This window comes from Pedobacter sp. UYP24 (assembly GCF_054057295.1).
This window is the reverse complement of record NZ_JBSRZD010000003.1, coordinates 86,725-107,169: the sequence shown is the minus strand read 5'-3', so window position 1 is coordinate 107,169 and position 20,445 is coordinate 86,725. Positions and strand designations below refer to the sequence as shown.

19 protein-coding genes are annotated in these 20,445 nt (G+C 37.5%); 14 read left to right on the top strand and 5 right to left on the bottom strand.

Going from position 1 to position 20,445, the window contains the following annotated elements; translation table 11 throughout:
- Positions 1-44 precede the first annotated feature (44 nt).
- From ACVWYN_RS08765 to ACVWYN_RS08755, 3 genes are read left to right on the top strand one after another with little or no spacing between them, the layout of a single operon-like run.
- Positions 45-896, top strand: coding sequence for a hypothetical protein (locus ACVWYN_RS08765; RefSeq protein WP_457288473.1), 852 nt, complete (start codon positions 45-47; stop codon positions 894-896).
- 33 nt (positions 897-929) lie between these two features.
- The gene (locus ACVWYN_RS08760; protein ID WP_457288472.1) at positions 930-3,752 is read left to right on the top strand and encodes an outer membrane beta-barrel protein; all 2,823 of its coding nucleotides are present in this window, start codon (positions 930-932) and stop codon (positions 3,750-3,752) included.
- Between the two features lie 51 nt (positions 3,753-3,803).
- Positions 3,804-4,988 carry a multiheme c-type cytochrome gene (locus ACVWYN_RS08755; RefSeq protein WP_457288471.1) on the top strand — a complete coding sequence of 395 codons (1,185 nt, stop codon included), beginning with the start codon at positions 3,804-3,806 and terminating at the stop codon, positions 4,986-4,988.
- Between the two features lie 77 nt (positions 4,989-5,065).
- Here the strand turns inward: ACVWYN_RS08755 and ACVWYN_RS08750 are convergent, their stop codons facing one another.
- Entirely contained in the window at positions 5,066-5,395 is a 330-nt protein-coding gene (locus ACVWYN_RS08750; protein WP_457288470.1) for a DUF3276 family protein, read from the bottom strand.
- 69 nt (positions 5,396-5,464) lie between these two features.
- On the bottom strand, positions 5,465-7,255 hold the full coding sequence (locus tag ACVWYN_RS08745; protein WP_457288469.1) for an ABC transporter ATP-binding protein: 1,791 nt from the start codon (positions 7,253-7,255) through the stop codon (positions 5,465-5,467).
- 113 nt (positions 7,256-7,368) lie between these two features.
- On the opposite strand from ACVWYN_RS08745, the gene ACVWYN_RS08740 reads away from it, so the two are divergent.
- From ACVWYN_RS08740 to ACVWYN_RS08710, 7 genes are all read left to right on the top strand, one after another.
- Positions 7,369-8,457, top strand: a complete 1,089-nt coding sequence (locus tag ACVWYN_RS08740) for a Glu/Leu/Phe/Val family dehydrogenase (protein ID WP_457288468.1) — start codon at positions 7,369-7,371, stop codon at positions 8,455-8,457.
- A 91-nt stretch (positions 8,458-8,548) separates the two neighbouring features.
- Positions 8,549-9,442 (top strand): transcription antitermination factor NusB, encoded by an 894-nt coding sequence (gene nusB, locus ACVWYN_RS08735; protein ID WP_457288467.1) that lies wholly within the window; start codon positions 8,549-8,551, stop codon positions 9,440-9,442.
- A gap of 3 nt (positions 9,443-9,445) precedes the next feature.
- The gene (locus ACVWYN_RS08730) at positions 9,446-9,898 is read left to right on the top strand and encodes a DUF1573 domain-containing protein (RefSeq protein WP_457288466.1); all 453 of its coding nucleotides are present in this window, start codon (positions 9,446-9,448) and stop codon (positions 9,896-9,898) included.
- Positions 9,899-9,921: 23 nt separating this feature from the next.
- Positions 9,922-10,251, top strand: coding sequence for a preprotein translocase subunit YajC (gene yajC / locus ACVWYN_RS08725; protein WP_457288465.1), 330 nt, complete (start codon positions 9,922-9,924; stop codon positions 10,249-10,251).
- 78 nt (positions 10,252-10,329) lie between these two features.
- Positions 10,330-11,277 (top strand): CdaR family protein, encoded by a 948-nt coding sequence (locus tag ACVWYN_RS08720; protein ID WP_457288464.1) that lies wholly within the window; start codon positions 10,330-10,332, stop codon positions 11,275-11,277.
- The gene (gene coaE / locus ACVWYN_RS08715) at positions 11,278-11,874 is read left to right on the top strand and encodes a dephospho-CoA kinase (RefSeq protein ID WP_457288463.1); all 597 of its coding nucleotides are present in this window, start codon (positions 11,278-11,280) and stop codon (positions 11,872-11,874) included.
- A complete protein-coding gene (locus tag ACVWYN_RS08710) occupies positions 11,874-12,818 on the top strand; it encodes an exonuclease (RefSeq protein ID WP_457288462.1) in 945 nt (314 codons plus the stop codon). Before coaE ends, ACVWYN_RS08710 begins: the two co-directional genes overlap by 1 nt.
- Before the next feature lie 111 nt (positions 12,819-12,929).
- On the opposite strand, the gene ACVWYN_RS08705 is transcribed toward ACVWYN_RS08710, so the two are convergent.
- Genes ACVWYN_RS08705 through ACVWYN_RS08695 form a run of 3 tightly spaced genes read right to left on the bottom strand, consistent with a single transcriptional unit; the run spans position 12,930 to position 14,946 of the window.
- Positions 12,930-13,655: a ZIP family metal transporter gene (locus ACVWYN_RS08705; protein WP_457288461.1), complete on the bottom strand. Its 726-nt coding sequence runs from the start codon at positions 13,653-13,655 to the stop codon at positions 12,930-12,932.
- Complete coding sequence (locus tag ACVWYN_RS08700) at positions 13,655-14,218, bottom strand: phosphatase PAP2 family protein (protein ID WP_457288460.1); 564 nt, start codon at positions 14,216-14,218, stop codon at positions 13,655-13,657. Before ACVWYN_RS08700 ends, ACVWYN_RS08705 begins: the two co-directional genes overlap by 1 nt.
- A complete protein-coding gene (locus ACVWYN_RS08695; protein WP_457288459.1) occupies positions 14,215-14,946 on the bottom strand; it encodes a class I SAM-dependent methyltransferase in 732 nt (243 codons plus the stop codon). The genes ACVWYN_RS08700 and ACVWYN_RS08695 overlap by 4 nt, the downstream gene beginning before the upstream one ends.
- Before the next feature lie 134 nt (positions 14,947-15,080).
- Between ACVWYN_RS08695 and glmM the strand changes: the two genes are divergently transcribed.
- The 4 genes from glmM to ACVWYN_RS08675 all read left to right on the top strand — a co-directional run bounded on the left by glmM (position 15,081) and on the right by ACVWYN_RS08675 (position 20,380).
- The gene (glmM, locus tag ACVWYN_RS08690) at positions 15,081-16,469 is read left to right on the top strand and encodes a phosphoglucosamine mutase (protein WP_457288637.1); all 1,389 of its coding nucleotides are present in this window, start codon (positions 15,081-15,083) and stop codon (positions 16,467-16,469) included.
- A 1-nt stretch (position 16,470) separates the two neighbouring features.
- Positions 16,471-17,619 (top strand): cysteine desulfurase family protein, encoded by a 1,149-nt coding sequence (locus tag ACVWYN_RS08685; protein WP_457288458.1) that lies wholly within the window; start codon positions 16,471-16,473, stop codon positions 17,617-17,619.
- A gap of 65 nt (positions 17,620-17,684) precedes the next feature.
- Positions 17,685-17,882 (top strand): hypothetical protein, encoded by a 198-nt coding sequence (locus tag ACVWYN_RS08680; protein ID WP_457288457.1) that lies wholly within the window; start codon positions 17,685-17,687, stop codon positions 17,880-17,882.
- Positions 17,883-18,094: 212 nt separating this feature from the next.
- Positions 18,095-20,380, top strand: a complete 2,286-nt coding sequence (locus tag ACVWYN_RS08675; protein ID WP_457288456.1) for a GH92 family glycosyl hydrolase — start codon at positions 18,095-18,097, stop codon at positions 20,378-20,380.
- The last annotated feature ends 65 nt before the right edge of the window (positions 20,381-20,445 follow it).

Below are 20,445 nucleotides of genomic sequence, written 5' to 3'. Positions count from 1 at the left end.
CAGTCATAACCACACAACGAATAGAAATTGCGATTATTAATTTTATGAAAACTAGACTCTTTAACCACATCTTAGGACTGATCGTATTGTCAGGTCTGAGTTTTAAAGCTCAGGCACAAAAAGTTACAGAATTACAGGAAGTGAGTATCTATGCTCCCCAGCTTACCAAGGCTGACGGGAAGGACAATGAATGGGGTGGTGTAACTTTTTCTGTTAACAAACGTACAGGCATCTCTTACCTGATAAGTAATGACGATAAAAATCTTTATCTGGCGGTAAGATGTAGTGATGTAGCTACCAATACTAAAATTATGGCAGGTGGTATAACATTTTCTATCAATCCTGATGGCAAGAAGAAAGAAAAGGAAAGCATGTCGTTAACCTATCCTCTAGTTAATCGTGCGCAATTCAGAGGCGGCGGACAAGGTGGTCAGCGAAGAATTATGATGGGTGGTGGTTTTGGAGGAAACGGAGTGCAACCTACTCAGAAACAAAGAGATTCTACTATGGCTGCGATGCAAAAAACACAATTGGCAATGGTTAAAGAGATTAAGATTAAGGGTTTCAAGAAAACAACGGATACATTGCTGTCTATTTATAACGATCAGGGTGTAAAGGCTGCAGCTAGTATTGATAAAGAAAATGTATTCTTTTATGAGGCTGCGATCCCACTGGATCAATTGGGACTTACCGTAGAAAATGCCAAAGAATTTGCATATAATATCATGTTAAACGGATTGCAAATTCCCGGAATGGATTTTAACCGCGGTGGTGGTGGCGGTGGTAATAGAGGAGGAGGCAACTTTGGGGGCGGTAATAGAGGTGGCGGAATAGATTTTCAGGCGCTTACCAGTCCCACCGACTTTTGGGCTAAGTATACGCTGACTAAAAAATAATTAACACATTCTCATATCCACAAATAGACACAAATGAATAATCTATACCTGACATTAAGATCAGCTGCTAGTCTTATTTTTTTAGTAAGCTGTTCTTCAAGCCTTTTTGCCCAAAATCCAGCAAATAAACAAAATCCCCCCCCACCATTGCCTACGCGCGAGATCAGCGGTATTGTGAGAGACAGTACTGATCTCGGCGTTATAGGCGCTACGGTGAGCTTAACCTCTGAAAAGGACACGCTTAAAACGAGTACGAATAACGATGGTATTTTCATTTTTAAAAATGTTAAATCTGCAATCTATACTATTGTAGTGCAAAGTATTGGTTATAGGAGTACTCCGCCAATGCGCTTTAAACAAAATGATACTGCGCCCAGGATTGTAATGGATCCAATTGTACTCAAAGACGAAAGCAACACACTAAATACAGTAGTGATCAATGGTACCCCTTCTATCACTTATAAAACGGATACGGTAGAATATAAGGCGAGTGATTACGTGGTTAGGAAGAATGCGACTGTTGATGAACTCCTCAAGAAGATGGAGGGTATGGAAGTTGGTACAGATGGTTCTTTGGTGCACCAGGGGCAAACTGTTACTAAGGCAAAGGTAAATGGTAAAGATTTTATTGGAGGTGACATTGCAAACGCAATTAAAAATCTTCCGGCAGAAATTGTAGATAAAATTCAGATTGTTGATGATTACGGCGATCAAGCAGCGAGGACGGGTGTTAAAGATGGTGATCCGGCTAAAATTTTAAATATTACTACCCGCACTGATAAGTCGGTTGGTAATATGCTTAATGCCAGTGCTGCTGCGGGTAATAACGACCGTTATGAAGGTGATGTATTTGGTACACGAATAAATCAAAATCAAACCATTGGTTTAAGGGGAGACTTTAAAAATACCGTCAATGGGGTTGCCGGAGGCGAGGGATCTGCATCTAGCGGAGGTACCACTAAAGGTGGTAGTAGTTCTGTAAGTGTTAGAGATAAGATAGGGAAGAAGATTGATTACAATTTGAACTATCGTATAGGTGGAAACAATGTCAATTCCCTTACTGAAACAGAATCTCTATCCTTTGCAAGGCAACCAGATAGTACTTACAGCGTACGTTCTCAAAGCTCCAGAAATGGTGAAAATGATTCCAGAAGTCATGACCTTAAACTAGAACTGGAAATTTCGCTTGATTCACTAAATTATTTGAAGGTGATACCAACTTTCAGATACAATTCTGCTGATAACATGAATACTTCGTTAAATATTCAGCGCAGTAGTCTGGAATCTTTAAATCAAAATAGGAATACAAATAACCTCAGCAATAACAAAACTCCTGAACTTGGAGGATCAGTCTTTTACCAACATACCTTTAAAAATAACCGTAGAAGAAATATTTCTTTACAAGGTGATATCAATTCAAATGATTACAGTGCCGAGCAAAGCCAAGTTCAGAATACTGATTATCTAGACCAAAACGGCGATGTAATTTCTAATTTATACACAAATAGGCTAATCATCAGGAAAAATTTACGTGAAAATTATAGAGGTAGTTTTACCTATGTTGAGCCTTTATCGCTCAATACACAGTTGGAATTGAATACTCAATTGAATTATAACGGTTACGATAATAGTGCTACCACAAGGAATATTACTCCTGGTGGATTGTCATCTACAATAGATTCCTTAAGCAATATTTTTAAATACTCTTTTACGCAGGCCAGGGTGGCACTTAACTTTCGCTATGGTATATCAAATACTTCTAAAGTTAGATTTTCTGCAGGTTTAACAGGTATACCTGCTTTACTAAGCGGGACTAAATCCAGCTTAGGAACCAGCATAGATCGTAAAAGTTTTAATTTAATACCAATTGCAAGATTTGAATATTTATTCTCAAGACAACATCGCATATCTATTAATTATAGCGGAAATGCTAACGAACCATCCTTCGATCAAATACAACCTGTAAGGGATGTTTCCAATCCAAATAATCCTATTGTTGGTAATCCTAATCTGCAGGCTGCATTTACACATACGATACGTGGAGATTACAATAACTATATAGCTAACTCAAAAGTGAACTACAGCCTTAATTTAAATGCTAATTTTACAGATAATGCAGTAATAAGAAATAACGTATTAATACCAGATTACTCTGTTACTCCTGTGCCTGGAAAAAATCAGCCATTAATTACTGAAACACGTTTTGTTAATGTTAATGGTGTTTATAGTTTAAATGGTAGATACGCTATAAGCAAGCAACTAAATAATAGGAAATACAATTTAGCGTTCCGTGGAAATGTATTTTATGACCACAGGATTTCTTTGTTGAGAGGCGACTTAAACGTAAACACTGTTAAGACGTTTTATGAAAGATTTGGTCCGAGGATCAGTCCTAATGAATGGTTAGAGTTCAATCCGTTCGTGTCTTATAATCACACGACTTCAGAAAATTCATTGACTGCACTGACCGGAAATACAACGAATACACTTGCTTTAGGTGTTGATGGCCGTTTTATATTTTTTGATTCTTATTTATTGAACTATAATGCAAGTAAAAATTATGTGAAAGGAATTAATGCAAATATTAGTCAGAATCCTTTTGTGGTAAATGTATCACTGGAAAAGGAATTGTTTGAAAGAAGAGGTAAAATTGGCTTACAGGTATATGATTTACTAAACCAGAATAACTTTATTAATCGAGATCAAAGTTCTGATGGTGGCTATACAGATACTAAAACAAATGCCTTAAGTCGCTATTTTATGTTACGTTTTAGTATGAGATTGCAGAAATGGGGTGGTGCAAAAGGCCAAAATGGTAGAGATGTTCGAAGAAGAGGAGACGGAAGTTTCTTCTAAGGCTGATTTTTTCTATATTCGGAGTATAGAATAACGAAACTAAAATACTTGATGAAAGGGAGTAAGCGCCTGTTGGTAATATTTGCCACTATAGCCGGACTTGTTGTACTGTTTTCAAAGTGTATGAATACAGACACGAATAAAATTGATGTTGCTTTGGTGTCTGATAGTACAATTGCTGGCACTAAAACATGTGTGCAGTGCCATAAAGGCATTTATGATAATTATCTGAAGAACGTTCACAACAATACTTCCAGACCTATTTCCGGCCATTCTCTTTTTGAGGGCGACAGTGCTGTGTCTACCTCATATAATTTTGATGAACATCTTAAAATTAAAGTGGATAAGCGGGACTCAGGAATGTTCCAGTCAGTTTATGTGGATGGGGAAAAGTTATTTGATCGCAAGTTTGATGTTGCTTTTGGTTCTGGAAAGGATGCGATAACTTATGGTTCCTGGAAAAGGAACAATTTGCAGCAAATGCAACTAACTTATTTTAGCGGGATAAAAAGCTGGGCAAACAGTCCGGGATACTTAGATCGCCGGATTTATTTTTCGCGTAATATTGGCTCCCGGTGTTTACAATGCCATGCATCTTATGCAGATGAAAAAATAGAGAAGAGCGGCACACTGATTACATCCCAGGAACTTGTCAAAACATCATTAGTTTATGGAATTAATTGCGAACGCTGTCATGGTCCTGCAGGTAAGCATGTAGCGTTCCATATCAGTAACCCAAATGAAAAGGTAGCCAAGTACATTACTTTATATCAATCTTTGTCTAGAAAGCAGAAAGTTGATGCATGTTCCATATGCCATTCAGGAAGTGACAGGCCAGTGATAAAGAGCACATTTGAATTTAAACCTGGAGACGATCTTGACAAATATTTAGATAAAAATTCTGTTGCTGAGGGCGATCCAGATGTGCATGGACAGCAGAATCAGATGTTGTCTAGTAGTCAGTGTTACATTAAAAGTAATGCGATGGATTGCAATACTTGTCACAGTACGCACGATACCAATGCAATAGGGTTAACTGCGTACTCCAAAAAATGTATGAGCTGTCATCAAGCCCCTAAACATAGTGATAAGACACTGGCTAATGCAATGGTGAAGACAAATTGTATTGATTGTCACATGCCTTTTAAGCAATCAAAAGTAATCAGTTTTAAATTGGCAGGGAAAAAAGGGGTAGATCCATATCTATTGAGAACGCATAAAATAGCTGTCTATTAAGAAAAAACATCATTAACTAAAAAACCCCACTGATAGATGGGGTTTTTCTATGGGGTGTCGGTTTAGCGACAATGTTTTTAAAATGAAAAGTCGTCGTTTTGTGCTCTTGCAGACACTACCTCATGGTTTTCTGAGTATTCGTAGCGTTTCTCAACAACGTCCTGATGATTTTTAATGTAATCTACAGTTTCATTAAGGCCTTCTGTAAACTTCTCAAAGTCCTCTTTATATAAAAAGATCTTGTGTTTAACGAAAACGCCATCTTCCAGTCTTTTTTTACTTTCTGTTAAAGTCAAGTAATAATCTCCTGATCTTGTAGCTTTTACATCGAAAAAATAAGTTCTCTTACCGGCTCTTACTTTTTTTGAGAAAACCTCTTCTCTCTCTTTGTTGTCAAATTCTCCCATGGTTGCTTTAGCTCTTGGTTTTGGTTCTGGTAAATATAAAGCAATAATTGTCAAAGTTCAAAATAGAAATTACACAGAATGGCTTTCTTCTTCCAATAATTGATTCTGATACATTTCGGCATATGCACCATCCAGCTTGAGCAAATCAGCATGTGTTCCCTGTTCTATAACACGGCCTTCATCTAATACTAGAATTTTATCTGCATTTTTTATAGTTGATATTCTGTGGGCAATCAGGATGCTTGTTTTACCCAACATAATCTTACCAAGATTAGTAAGAATTTCTTCTTCCGTGCGTGTGTCTACAGCTGAGAGACAATCATCAAATACGAGCAAGCCAGGTGATTTGATTAAAGCGCGTGCTATGGAAACGCGTTGTTTTTGGCCACCAGATAATGTTACACCCCGCTCACCAAGCATGGTTTCAAACTTGAGGTCGAAATCTATGATGTTCGCATATACTGCTGCATTTTTAGCAGCATTTTCTATCGCTTCATCTGTAACAGTATCTAAACCAAAAGCGATATTATTTCTGATCGTGTCTGAAAACAGAAATACTTCCTGAGGCACAAAGCCGATCTGATTTCGATAATTCTGAAGGTTTAAATCCTTCAGTGACTTTCCATCTATGCTAATATTTCCACCATCTATATCGTACATCCGCATCAACAAATTTGCTAAAGTTGACTTTCCGGATCCAGTTCTTCCGATAATGGCTACAAACTGACCCTGTTCTATCTTAAAGCTAACATTTTGAAGTGCTTTAATTCCTGTGTCAGCATACGTAAAACTTACGTTTTCAAAAACAATATTTCCTTTAAGGGTATTCTTTTCTCCAGTGGATGAAACAATGTCTGGGGGTAATCTTAAGAATTCATTTATCCGTTTTTGTGATGCTGATGCTCTTTGAATAAGGGTAGTTACCCATCCAAGCATGGAGACAGGGAAGGTAAGCTGATTAACATACACAATGAATTCTGCAATATTACCTGGGGTTATAGAACCGCTAATTACCTGTTTTCCACCAATATAAATAGTTAATATTGTGCTTAATCCAACCAGTAGAAGCATAGTAGGGTAGAAGAGCGCCTGTACTTTTACGAGACTCATGGCACTTTTTTTATAGCCCTCGCTTTCCTCTGCAAATACAGCTTTTGTATATTCTTCGCGAACGTAAGATTTGATTACCCGAATTCCGGAAAAGCGTTCCTGTACAAAGCTGGATAGTTTAGAGAGTTGTTCCTGGATCTGCTCACTTTTACGGTTGATCATCGTATTCACATAATAAATGACTACAACGAGAACAGGTAATGGGAGTAAACAAAATATGGCCAGCGTAACATTCACCGAGAACATTGCATAAATAACAAGCAGGAAAAGTACAGCTGTATTTATAGTATACATTATGGCAGGACCCACATACATTCTTACACGATTCACATCTTCTGTAGCCCGGTTCATCAAGTCGCCCGTGTTATTTCTTCTGTAAAACCCTAAGCTTAATTTCTGATAGTGCGCATAAATTTCGTTCTTGATGTCATATTCAATGTGTCTTGACATCAAAATAATAGTTTGCCGCATAAAAAATAGAAACAATCCTCGCATTAGGTATAGTACAAGTATGAGTGAGCCGAAATACAAAAGGCTATAACTAAATATGTTGTAAATAATCGTCCTGCGCTCAAATCCGTTAAAAAGTGCGTATGTGCTGATGTTATCTGTGATCAGATTAAAGGCGTGTCCAATTACTTGCGCAGGTATAACAGCGAATATATTAGAGATGATAACAAAGAAAACACCTGGTATTATCCACCATTTATATTTATAGAAGTATTTATTTAAAAAACGCAAGTGTTTCATGAGCAGACAAAGTTAGCCAAATCAAACAGTCTTTTTTTAAAGACTTCAGTTATTACAATGTAAATAATGTTTTTTTAACTAGTTTTGCACCATATCCGATAACAAACAATCTTATGTCTGATAATAGTTCTAGTTCGAATTCAGTTTTAGATCAAATTGGTGCCTCAGGGCATAAAAAGGTGGTTTACTGCAACGACCCGGACACTGGTTTAAGGGCAATTATCGCTATTCATGATACTACACTGGGCCCTGCTTTAGGCGGAACGCGTATGTGGAGTTATGCTACAGAGGCTGAAGCACTCGAAGATGTACTCAGATTATCTAGAGCAATGACTTATAAAGCCGCCATTACTGGTTTAAATTTAGGTGGTGGAAATGCCGTTATTATTGGGGATTCCAGAAAGGGCAAATCAGAAGCCATGATGAGAAGTTATGGTCGCTTCATTAAAAACCTTAACGGAGAATTTATAACAGCAGAGGATGTAGGCACGAATACAAAAGATATGGAATATATCCGTATGGAAACTACTCATGTTACAGGAGTTCCTGAATCTTTGGGTGGCGCCGGTAATCCTGCACCAACGACTGCGAAAGGTGTTTTTTTAGGAATAAAGGCCTGTGTTAAAGAAGTGTTCGGCACGGATATGCTGGCAGGAAGGTCGGTTGTAGTACAGGGTATTGGTAATGTTGGTGAGCACCTGGTAGAATTGCTAAGAGCAGAGAATGTGGAGGTATACATTAGTGATATCAATGAGGAGCGTCTTCAGCATGTTGCACGTACTTATAAGGCAAAGCCTATTTCTGCAGACAAAATTTTTGCTTTAAATGCAGATATTTATGCACCCTGTGCTTTAGGGGCAACATTAAACGATAAAACTATTAATAAAATGAATTTTGCCATTATAGCTGGTTCAGCAAATAATCAGCTTGCTGATGAGCAGGTGCATGGGCAGCTACTTTTGGATAAAGGAATATTGTTTGCTCCTGATTATCTTATTAACGCCGGAGGATTGATTAGTTGTTACTCTGAGTTAACAGGATACGGAAAGAAACGTACCAATCAACTTACAGAGAACATCTATAATGCAACTAGAGACGTAATCAAAATGTCCAAGAAGGAAAACATCCCAACGGTACTTGCCGCCAACAGAATTGCAGAACAAAGAATAATAGATATAAAAAAAATTAAATCATCATTTTAAATAAACAGGTAATTTACCAATCGTTCTTACATTCATGTTAAATAGAAGGCACTTAAGAATTAAAGCTTTGCAAAATATTTTTGCTTGGCAAATGACAGACAAAAGAGATCTCCCATCCGCAAAAAAGGCGTTGATGTTGAGTATTGACAACGTATATGAAATGTATATATGGATGCTCTCTCTTTTAGTTGAAGTTACAGAATACACAGGAATTGACGCCGATGAGCGTGCAAACAAACATCTGCCTACTGCAGATGATCTTAACCCCAATTTGAAATTACTAAACAACAAGTTTGTGTTGGTATTGAAGACAAATCCTGAGTTCGTTTCTTCAATACACAAGTATAGGATGAATTGGATGGCTGACCCGGAGTTTGTTAGAACAATCTTTAATACGCTTAAAGTAACACCCGAATACCTGGCGTATCTGGCAGATGAAGACAATAGTCTTGAGGAATCGAAAAATATTATCAAATTTATTTTCAGAAAGATTATTCTAAAAAGCCACAACATTATTCAAGCATTTGAAGACAAATTTATCAGCTGGTCTGTTGATAAAGAGGTAATGCAGGGTATGGTAGCTAAAACTTTTAAGAACTTTACTTCAGAAAATCCTGCTTCAAACAAGCTTACGCCAATAAGCCAGGATTGGGTAGAGGACAGTAAGTTTGTTGAGGACCTGTTCTTATATACCCTAAAAAATGATAAAGAGTATCAGGCTTACATCGCAGAACGAACAAAAAATTGGGATTCAGAGCGTATAGCCCTTATGGATACAATCCTGATGAAGATGGCAATTTGCGAGTTACTCAATTTCCCTTCTATTCCAGTGAAGGTTACTATAAATGAGTATCTTGATCTATCAAAAGATTACAGTACACCCAAAAGTAATTCCTTTATTAACGGTATCTTAGACAAAATAATGGGAGACCTTAAAAGGAATAACAACATTAAAAAAATTGGTCGCGGACTTATAGAAGAATAAATTATGAAAAAAACCTATTTATTGGCATTTGCTGTCTTAGCATTTGCATCTTGCAAAAACAATAACAAATCTGCTGCGGTAACTACTCCAATTGCAGATACTACAACAGCTGTGGGTACACATACACCTGTACAAAACCCTAACGGCGGTATTCTTACTTTTGCTGATAATGTACACAACTTTGGTACAATCAAAAAAGGTGAAATAGTAACCTATGCTTTTAAGTTGACCAATACAGGTAAAGAACCTATAATTATCAAAGATGCTCTTGCTACTTGTGGATGTACAGTTCCTGAAATTCCTAAACAACCAATTAAACCAGGCGAGTCTAGTGAAATCAAAGTTGTTTTTAACAGTGCAGGTAAACCAGTTGGTCCAATTACCAAACCTATTACCGTTTCATCTAATGCTGTGAACAGCCCTGTCCAAATTACTTTGGTAGGTGAGATTAAATAATAATTAAACTTTATACATAAAATATGTTATCAACAATAATTTTGCAAGCTGCTGGCGGCTCGAATATGCTGAGCACGCTTGTTCCAATGGTACTGATCATGATAGTATTCTATTTTTTTATGATCAGACCACAAATGAAAAAAGCAAAAGACCATAAAAAGCTGGTAGAAGATTTAAAAAAGGGCGATAAAATTGTTACAACTGCTGGTATCCACGGTAGGATAGTAGATATGAATGATACCACCTTCCTAATAGAAGTAGAAGGCGGAACTAAGATTCGTTTTGATAAAACTGCTATTTCTTTGGACGCAACTAAAGCCGCTGCGCCTAAAATAGACATCGTAAAGTCTTAATTATTCAATATAGGTTTACAGCCGCTTCATTATTTGGAGCGGCTTTTTTGTTTTAGTATTTTTGAGTACTTTACAACCATGGCCCTGATCAAGCTCACCAAGATAGAAAGAAAGCGTTTTCTGGCACTGATAACCTGTTTACTATTGGCTATTGGTGCATGGCTATTTATGGCTTTAAATAAGAAGTATGTTTATACATCTAAAACAGTACTTTTTTATAGAAATTTTCCACAAAAGCGTGCTTTTCATCCACTTCAGTCAGATACTGTCGATCTCCAGGTTGAAGGCACCGGCTGGCAGTTATTATTTGCCAGACTAAGGGTTAAACCGCAGTCTATTGCTATTAATCTGGAAAAATTAAACACCCGAAATTATATTCTGTTTACCGAACAGTTACGCCAGGTAAATGGACAATTGGAAACTTCCCAGAATATTATTTCAGTTAGCCCAGATACACTGTATTTTGATTTTACACAACGCACTGTAAAAAGAGTACCCTTAAAACTGATTTCCAATGTAACTTTCGAAAAGCAATTTGGAGTAGCTGATGATATAGAGATTATTCCGCAATATATCACTTTGTCAGGTCCAGAGGATAAGCTTAGGTCTATCAAGGAATGGCCAACTGATACCTTAGTACTTGATCATATCCAAAATACAAGTGTTTCAAGAGTTGGCGTTGCTCGCAACAGAATGAAGAACGTAAGTATTTTCCCTACTAGTGCTGAGGTTAAAGTGCCTGTGGATGAATTCACTGAGAAGACCATGGATCTGCCTGTAAAAATTCTTAACAATAAGGAATATTATAATGTTAAGCTTTACCCTAAAAAAGTGCGCATAACTTTTTTGGTGGCATTGTCAAAGTATCAACAAATCAATGAAACCTATATAGATGCTGTGGTTGATTTGAACGAATGGAAAGTTAATAATCACAATCAGCTAAGGGTTAATGTTGCACGCTTTCCTGATTTCTGCAAACTCATCAGTATAGTTCCTTCAAAGATTGATTTTATAATTGAAAAGTAAATGTTAAAGATTGGAATAACAGGCGGAATTGGAAGCGGTAAAACCACTATAAGCAGAATCTTTGAAACACTAGGTATCCCAGTTTTTTTTGCAGATACAGTTGCCAAAAGTATTATGGTTAGTGATGATGTTCTGATAAATGATGTTAAGATTGCCTTTGGCGAATTAAGTTATTTCAAAGACGGGGGTTTAAATAACAAGCATATAGCCGCTATTGTATTTAATGATGCCGAACAACTAAACAGGTTGAATTCGCTGGTTCATCCAGCTGTATTTAGGGCATTTGATGCTTGGGTTGCCAACCTGCCTAAAAGTGTTCCCTACATTTTAAAAGAAGCAGCATTATTATTTGAAAGTGGTTCTTACAAAATGAGCGACAAGAATATTCTTGTCATCTCACAGCAAGAAGTAAGACTTAATCGGGTAATGGTACGCGACAATGTTAGCGCGGATCAGGTACAGGCAAGAATGGCTAAGCAATTTTCAGATGAAAAGAAACTTGCTATGGCAGATTATCTAATAAATAATGACGAGTCCGTGTCCCTAATTACCCAGACAATGGCTCTTCATCAACAATTTCTCAACTTAAAAATTTAATGATTTTAGACGATTTTATAGTCATCGATAAGACAGGTCTTTTTTGTCGCCATGGTAATTTTTACCTCGATCCTAAAGAACCTACTACTTATGCGGTTATTTCTCATGCTCATGGTGATCACGCAATTGGAGGCCATCAACATGTGGTTTGCACCGAAGCTACCTCCCTTTTCATGAAGCATAGGTACCGAAAGAATGCTGGTAATCATTTTGAAATTTTGAATTATCATGAAGAATATAACTTAAATGGAGTAAAAATTAGTTTTATTCCTGCTGGTCACATCTTAGGTTCTGCTATGATACTACTTGAATATGAGGGAGCAAGATACCTATATACAGGAGATTATAAGCTCCAGCCAGATCAAACTTGCGAGCCTATAGAATTTACCCGCGCAGACGTGTTGATTACGGAAACCACTTTTGCTGATCCGGCGACCGTTCACCCTACTGCTGAAGAGGAAATACTTAAACTCAATTCTACAGAAAGTAATATCATGCTTGGGGCCTATGCTTTGGGTAAATGCCAACGGCTCATTCATTTAATTAGTGAGTTTTGTCCGAAAAAAAGAATTCTTGTTCATTTCAGCATGTTGCCTTTTGTAAAAATATATGAACAAATGGGGATAGACGTGGGTAAGTATGAGGTTTACGACAGAAAAATTATGAAAAACAATGACAATAATCTTATCTATATGGTTCCCCCAATGGTTTTCAATAGCTATTTTAAAGCTATTAATGTGGTTAGGGTATTTGCTACAGGCTGGAAGCAACGTCAGCAGGGTAATGCAATAGAATTGTATATTTCAGATCATGCTGATTGGAATGACATTCTTAAAACAATAGATCAAGTCAATCCTAGTCAGGTTTGGACCAACCATGGCAATGGTTTGGCGCTAAAAGAATACTACGGAAAAAAAAGTTTGATTGTGAAATTGCTTAACTAATGATTGAAGGGGTAGATTATTACTTTAACTACCATGGATTTATGGACTGTCTTGGGCTTACGTTAGCATTAAACTCCCCAAAGATAAAGGCAATAGAACGGCTGTTGAAACTTAATGGGAATGCCCTGAGCCAAAATAACCAATTAGCGCTATACCGATGCCACAAAGGACTGCAATCATCTTTTTCCTGCTTACTTTATGATCAACACTTGATTCAAACAAAATAGTGGTCGAGATGTGGAGAAATATACCGATTACGATACCCATAATGCGGTTGAAGTAATTTTCCATACCGCCTATAGTTCCATTACTAAGTCCGTAACTTACATAAAAACCCAGTGGCGCCATCAGTGCAAAAATGCTCACGTACATCACAATTTTTGCACGGCTGAAATGATTTTGCATTAGGATACTGGCCAGCGCAAAGGCTGCAGGTATATGATGGAGTGCTATTCCGTAGATCAATGCGTTGTGCTGATCTTTAGCCAAAGGCATACCTTCAAGAAAGGCATGCAAGCATAGACTGATCATTATTCCCCATGGAAATGCAGTGGTTTCATCATGTTTGTGTATGTGCCCGTGTTCAACACCTTCAGAAAATTGCTCAAGAAATATTTGTAAAAGAAAACCAATCAAAATAAAGATACCGATCTCTTCATGTTCTCCGCCGTGGTAGGCATCAGGTATCAGGTGTAGCACAGTTATCGCAAACAAATAAGCGCCGCTAAAGGAAAGAATTAGCTTTAATAGCTGAGATTTGTCGCTCTTCACCAAAAATATTGCTGTTCCTCCTAAAAAGGCGCACAGAAAAAGAATAAGTAATTTCCAGATCTCCATTATAATTTTGATTCTAGGGCTTTATAAATCCTGGATGTACAGAAACCAATTAATGTACCCAATATAGCTCCTGCCAACACATCTAAAGGGTAATGTACCCCAACATAAACCTGTGAAAAAGAAATTATAAAAGCCCATGCCAAAGCTAAAGGTAAAATTGCTTTCCATTTGTCATAGAAAACAAAGATTAAAAAAACGGCTATAGCAAAATGATTTGTGGCATGTGCAGATGGAAAACTATAGCCGTTACCACACTCAACCCGATGGATAATATCACTGGTCAATGTAAATTCATTGCAAGGCCTAATTCGCATTACTACATTCTTAATCAGCCTGGAAGCCACCAAATCTCCTATGGCAAAAGTAAATAGCAACATTCCTATAATGTACCAGCCTTTTCTTTTATACTCTTTTACACAAAAAATAACAATGAATAAGTAAAGCGGCGACCAAAAATAACGGTTTCGCAACATCGGTAATAACCAATCAAAGAAAGGATTGGATAAACCCCGATGGATACTCAGAAAGAGGTCCACATCAAATTGATGTAAGCTTTCTATCATCCCTTATGGCATACTAAGATTAAGCGGTCAGATTTACACTCGTCGAAAGCCTCCAACCCGTAATCTCCAAATATAGCACTGATCTTTAATCCTGCCTGTTTAAACATACGCTCAAAATCAAGTAACGTAAAAGCTTGAACGCGTTCTTCAAAAGCATAAGCTTTACCTTTATGCTCAAAGTTGATGTGCTTTATAATTTTACCTTCTGATACAAATTTATGCAGGTGAAACTCAATACCATCCATAGTTTTGGTTTCCTGATTAGTAAGGTTCTTCAGGATCTTCTGTGTATTAAAATAATCGATTACTAATGTTCCTTCAGCTTTCAAGCCTTTTCTGAATGATTTTAATGCATTCACATGATCTTTTTCCGATTCAAAATAACCAAAGCTGGTAAACATATTGAGCGCAATATCAAAGTAATTGATAAAAGCCAGCTTACGCATGTCGTGTACAAAGAAATGAAGGTTTTTCTTCTCAAATTGTTGTGCATATTTTATGCTCTGCTCTGAAAGATCAATTCCTGTAACATCATAGCCTTTCTTGTTCAAATAGATAGCATGACGGCCACGTCCACAGGCTATGTCTAATATTCTTGCATCTGCTACAGGCTTTAAATAGGCAGATAGGTTATCTATAAGATATTCAGCCTCCTCGTCATTCCGCTGACTGTAAAGTATATGGTAAAAAGGAGAATTAAACCAGTACTGAAACCATTTACGTTGCATAGAGCCCTATTTAGGATATATTTAAAAACAGACAAATATAGTATTTGTAATGCAATAGACATGATTTAGCGCCTCCTTATGTTATAATCTCTGCAAGTCTTGTTTTTTTCCTAATTTTGAAAAAACTAAAAGAATTGACTTTAATTAAATCTATCTCCGGTATACGGGGAACAATTGGCGGTATTGCAGGTAATGGTTTAACGCCAATCGATATTGTAAAATTTACAGCAGCATATGGTTTCTGGATCATCAGCAAAACCAATAATAGGAAGATAGTTCTCGGTAAAGATGCCAGGATATCTGGTGATATGGTCAATAACCTGGTAACCGGAACCCTGCAGGGTTTGGGAATAGAGGTTGTCGACTTAGGCCTATCTACCACGCCAACAGTGGAGATAGCTGTTCCCATGGAAAATGCAGGTGGTGGTATTATCCTAACTGCAAGTCACAATCCCAAACAATGGAACGCTTTAAAATTACTCAATGCAGATGGCGAGTTCATCAGCGATGCAGACGGTAAAGAATTGCTGGATATTGCTGAAAGAGCAGAGTTCGACTTTGCTGATGTAGATCATCTTGGGAAAGTTACGCATAACAATACCTACCTTCAAAGGCACATTGATGTAATACTGGCACTTCCACTTGTTGATGTAGAGGCTATTAAAAAGGCCAACTTTAAGATTGCTATTGATTGTGTTAACTCTACCGGAGGCATCTTTGTGCCAGCATTACTAAAAGCATTGGGAGTAGAAACTGTATATGAATTGTATTGTGAACCAAACGGACAATTTCCACATAATCCAGAGCCGCTTCCTGAAAATTTAACAGAGATTTCTAAGGTTGTGCAAAGTAAAAATGCCGACTTAGGTATCGTTGTTGATCCTGATGTAGACAGGCTTTGTTTCGTTTGTGAAGACGGGGCTATGTTTGGAGAGGAGTATACACTGGTTGCAGTTGCAGATTATATATTGAAGAATACACCTGGAAATTCTGTATCCAATCTTTCATCAACTAGAGCTTTGAGAGATGTTACTGAAAGATCTGGTGGTGTTTATAATGCAGCTGCGGTTGGAGAAGTTAACGTAGTGAATAAAATGAAGGAAACCAATGCCATTATTGGAGGTGAAGGTAATGGAGGCGTGATTTATCCTGAATTGCACTACGGCCGTGATGCCCTGGTTGGTATTGCTTTATTCCTTACACACCTTGCTAAATTTGGAAAGCAAATATCACTTTTACGTAAAAGCTACCCAGAGTATTATATTTCGAAGAACAAAATCACCTTAACACCGGAAATGGATATAGATGCCCTACTGGTAAAAGTGCAGGAGAAATACAACAATCAACCTACAAGTACCATTGATGGCTTAAAGATAGAGTTTGATAAGGAGTGGGTGCACTTGCGTAGGTCTAATACAGAGCCTATTATACGAATTTATAGCGAGGCAGAAAGTGAAACTGTTGCAGAGGGACTGGCTAAAAAGATTATATCAGACATCAAGGAAATATTAAAGCTAAATTAACATGAAGAGGATTTATTTGGATAATGCTGCAACTACCCCTTTAGATGCAGTAGTTATTTCAGAAATGATTGATGTCATGAATAATTACTATGGCAATCCCTCTTCCATACATGCACAGGGAAGGGAAGTTAGAACACTTATTGAACGAGCCCGTAAAACGGTATCAGGGTTGCTGAATGCTACTCCTGCAGAAATTTTTTTCACTTCAGGAGGTACAGAGGCTGATAATACAGCCATACGCTGTGGAATTGCTGCATTTAACATCAAACACGTAATAACCTCCAAAATAGAACACCATGCTGTAGAACATACTTTAAATATGTTAATAAAGGATGGTGTAATTGATAAACTCAGCTTTGTTAATGTTGATGCAAAGGGTAACGTCGATTTTGAACATCTGGAAGAATTGCTGAAAGGCAATGAGCGCTCCTTCGTATCGTTGATGCATGCCAACAATGAATTGGGTACATTAACTGATATGGAACGTGTGGGTGATCTTTGCGAAGCATATCATGCCATTTATCACTGTGATACGGTACAAACCATGGGTCACTATAAGCATGATGTACGTAAGCTCAAGGCACATTTTATGGTGTGCGCAGCACACAAACTTCATGGACCAAAAGGCGTTGGCTTTTTGTTTGTCAATCATACGGTAAAGATCAGTCCTATGATATTTGGTGGTGCCCAGGAACGTAATATGCGTGGGGGTACTGAAAATGTTTATGGTATAGTTGGACTAGCTAAAGCACTGGAGATCGCATATGCAGAAATGGAGAAACATCAGAAACAAATTCAGGGATTAAAAGATTATATGAAAGACAGATTGCTGAGCGAAGTCCCTGATCTGTTTTTTAATGGCGAGACAGCTGCCGACAAAAGTCTATACACGGTGCTGAACGTGTCTTTCCCGGCAATGGATATGGCAGATATGTTATTATTTAATCTGGACATCAACGGTATTTCAGCCTCAGGCGGAAGCGCCTGTTCCTCCGGGTCAAATATTGGTTCACATGTTTTAACCGCTATTGGTGCAGATCCAAACCGCCCATCGATACGTTTTTCATTTAGCAAGTACAATACAAAAGAAGAAATTGATTTTGTAGTAGAAAAAGTAAAACAGATTGTTGAGCAGAACGTAAACTTATAAGTTATTAAACAAAACTGATTACCAGTTGTTATTTAGGATATTATTTAATCCTTAAACTACCAATTATGGAAACTTCAAATAACAATGAGAAAAAGAAGACGGTTTTGCCAGAAACAGATCATGTAATAGAAAATGAAACCAGCGGAGAAACTTCTTCAATATCTGGTTTCAGTCGCTCAACGTTAAGTCATACACCCACTCGAAAAAACAAACCACTAGGTGCCAGTCATGAACCAGGTGTTATGCCGGGTAGCGAGTTATAGAAGGTCTAAACATATCAAATTGAACACAGTCATGAAATAGGCTGTGTTTTTTTATTTTTCCATAATTAAACCTATATTGTTTCCGTATTTTATTTATTAATGTTTTATTTGTATTGTGCTAAAACGTTTTACAGAATTAACCAAAATTAACCAAACATCTAGAGTTCTTCAAGAACTTCTGTGCACTGATAATTAAAATGAAATCTAACAACATGATTAAAAAACTATTAACTGTTGCAGCTTTAGTTGCATCCTTTAGTGCATCTGCCCAACTTGTGGGTAAGATCACAGACCCGGTTGAATGGATCAATCCTTTGATGGGAACGGCAAGTAGCCCATCCCTTTCTAATGGTAATACTTATCCATCAATTGCATTGCCATGGGGCATGAACTTCTGGACACCACAAACCGGTAAAATGGGAGACGGATGGGCATATACCTACGATGCAGACAAAATAAGAGGTTTCAAGCAAACCCACCAGCCATCGCCATGGATGAATGACTACGGTCAGTTTTCTATAATGCCGGTAACAGGTAAAAAACGATGGATGCAAGATGATAGGGCCAGTTGGTTCTCTCACAAAGCAGAGGTTGTTAAGCCATATTATTACAGTGTTTATTTAGCTGATGCAAATGTTACTACCGAAATTACACCAACAGAAAGAGCAGCACAATTCCGTTTTACATTTCCTAAATCAGAAGAGTCTTTCGTTGTTATTGATGCTTTCGATAAAGGATCTTACATCAAAATTATTCCTTCCGAGCGTAAAATTATAGGTTATAGCACCAGGCATGCGCACAAAATACCAGAGAATTTTAAAAACTATTTTGTAATCTACTTTGATAAGCCTTTCACCTCAGCTGAAGGATGGAAAGGTGCCGATCTTGCTAAAGGTGAATTAGAGTTCACAGCAGATCACTCAGGTGCCATAGTTGGTTTCAAAACAGAAAAAGGCGAGCAGATTACCATGAAGGTAGCCTCATCTTTTATCAGTATTGAGCAGGCCGAAATCTCTTTAAAAAGAGAAGTAGGCTCTGACAGTTTTAATGATACTAAAACTAAAGCAAAAGCAGTTTGGAATAAAACCTTAAGTAGGGTAAGCGTAGAAGGAGGAACAGTAGATCAGACACGTACATTCTATTCCAGTTTATACCGCACATTGTTTTTCCCAAACAAACTTTATGAAATTGATGCCAATAACAAGATTATGCACTGGAGTCCTTACAATGGTAAAGTGCTGCCTGGGTATATGTTTGCTGGTACTGGATTTTGGGATACCTTCAGGGCACTATATCCGTTCTTGAACTTAATGTATCCTTCAATTAATAAGGAAATGCAAGAAGGCCTTGCTAACGATTTCAAAGAAGGTGGTTTCCTTCCAGAATGGTCAAGCCCTGGTTATTCAAACATCATGGTAGGTAACAACTCTGCCTCTGTAGTTTCTGATGCTTACATTAAAGGAATGAGAGGTTATGATATCAAGACATTATGGGCTGCGGTTAAGAATGGAGCTGATAATGAAGGTCCTGAAGGAACCGGACGTACCGGTGTTCAATATTATAACAAGTTAGGTTATGTGCCTTACAATGTAAAGATCAATGAAAATGCAGCAAGAACGTTAGAATACTCTTATGATGATTTTGCTATTTACCAATTAGGTAAGGCATTAGGTAAACCAGCATCAGAAATTGATATTTTCAAAAAGCGTGCAATGAACTACAAGAATCTTTTTGATCCTGCCAGCGGCCTTATGCGCGGTAAGAATGAAGATGGTAAGTTCCAGTCACCTTTCAATCCATTTAAGTGGGGAGATGCATTTACAGAAGGAAATAGCTGGCATTACTCATGGTCGGTATTCCAAGATATCGATGGTTTATCGAAACTAATGGGTGGTAAAGAGAAATTTGTTCAGAAACTAGATTCAGTATTCTCATTGCCACCAATATTTGATGATAGCTATTATGGTGGTGTAATTCACGAAATCCGCGAAATGCAAATTGCAAATATGGGTCAGTATGCACACGGTAACCAACCTATACAGCACATGATTTATTTGTATAATTATGGTGGTGCGCCATGGAAAACACAATATTGGGTGCGTGAAACAATGAACAGAATGTATAAAGCAACGCCTGATGGTTATTGTGGAGATGAGGATAATGGTCAGACTTCAGCCTGGTATGTGTTTTCTGCATTAGGTTTCTATCCGGTAACTCCTGCAACTGATCAATATGTATTAGGTGCTCCATTGTTCAGAAAAGTTACCTTAACACTTGAGAATGGTAAAGAAGTGATTATCAATGCTCCTGAAAACAGCGATACCAATCGTTACGTAGATATATTGAAATTTAACGGTAAAATCCGCACTCAGAACTGGTTAAGCCATTCTGAATTGCTAAAAGGAGCAAAGCTTGATTTCAACATGATTGCCTCACCAAATAAGGGTAGAGGTACCAATGAAGCAGATTTTCCTTACTCCTTGTCTACAGAAAAATAATCATTACGTTAGGTTTACTTAAAACTTAACTTCGAATAGCCCCTTTCATTAATTGGAAGGGGCTA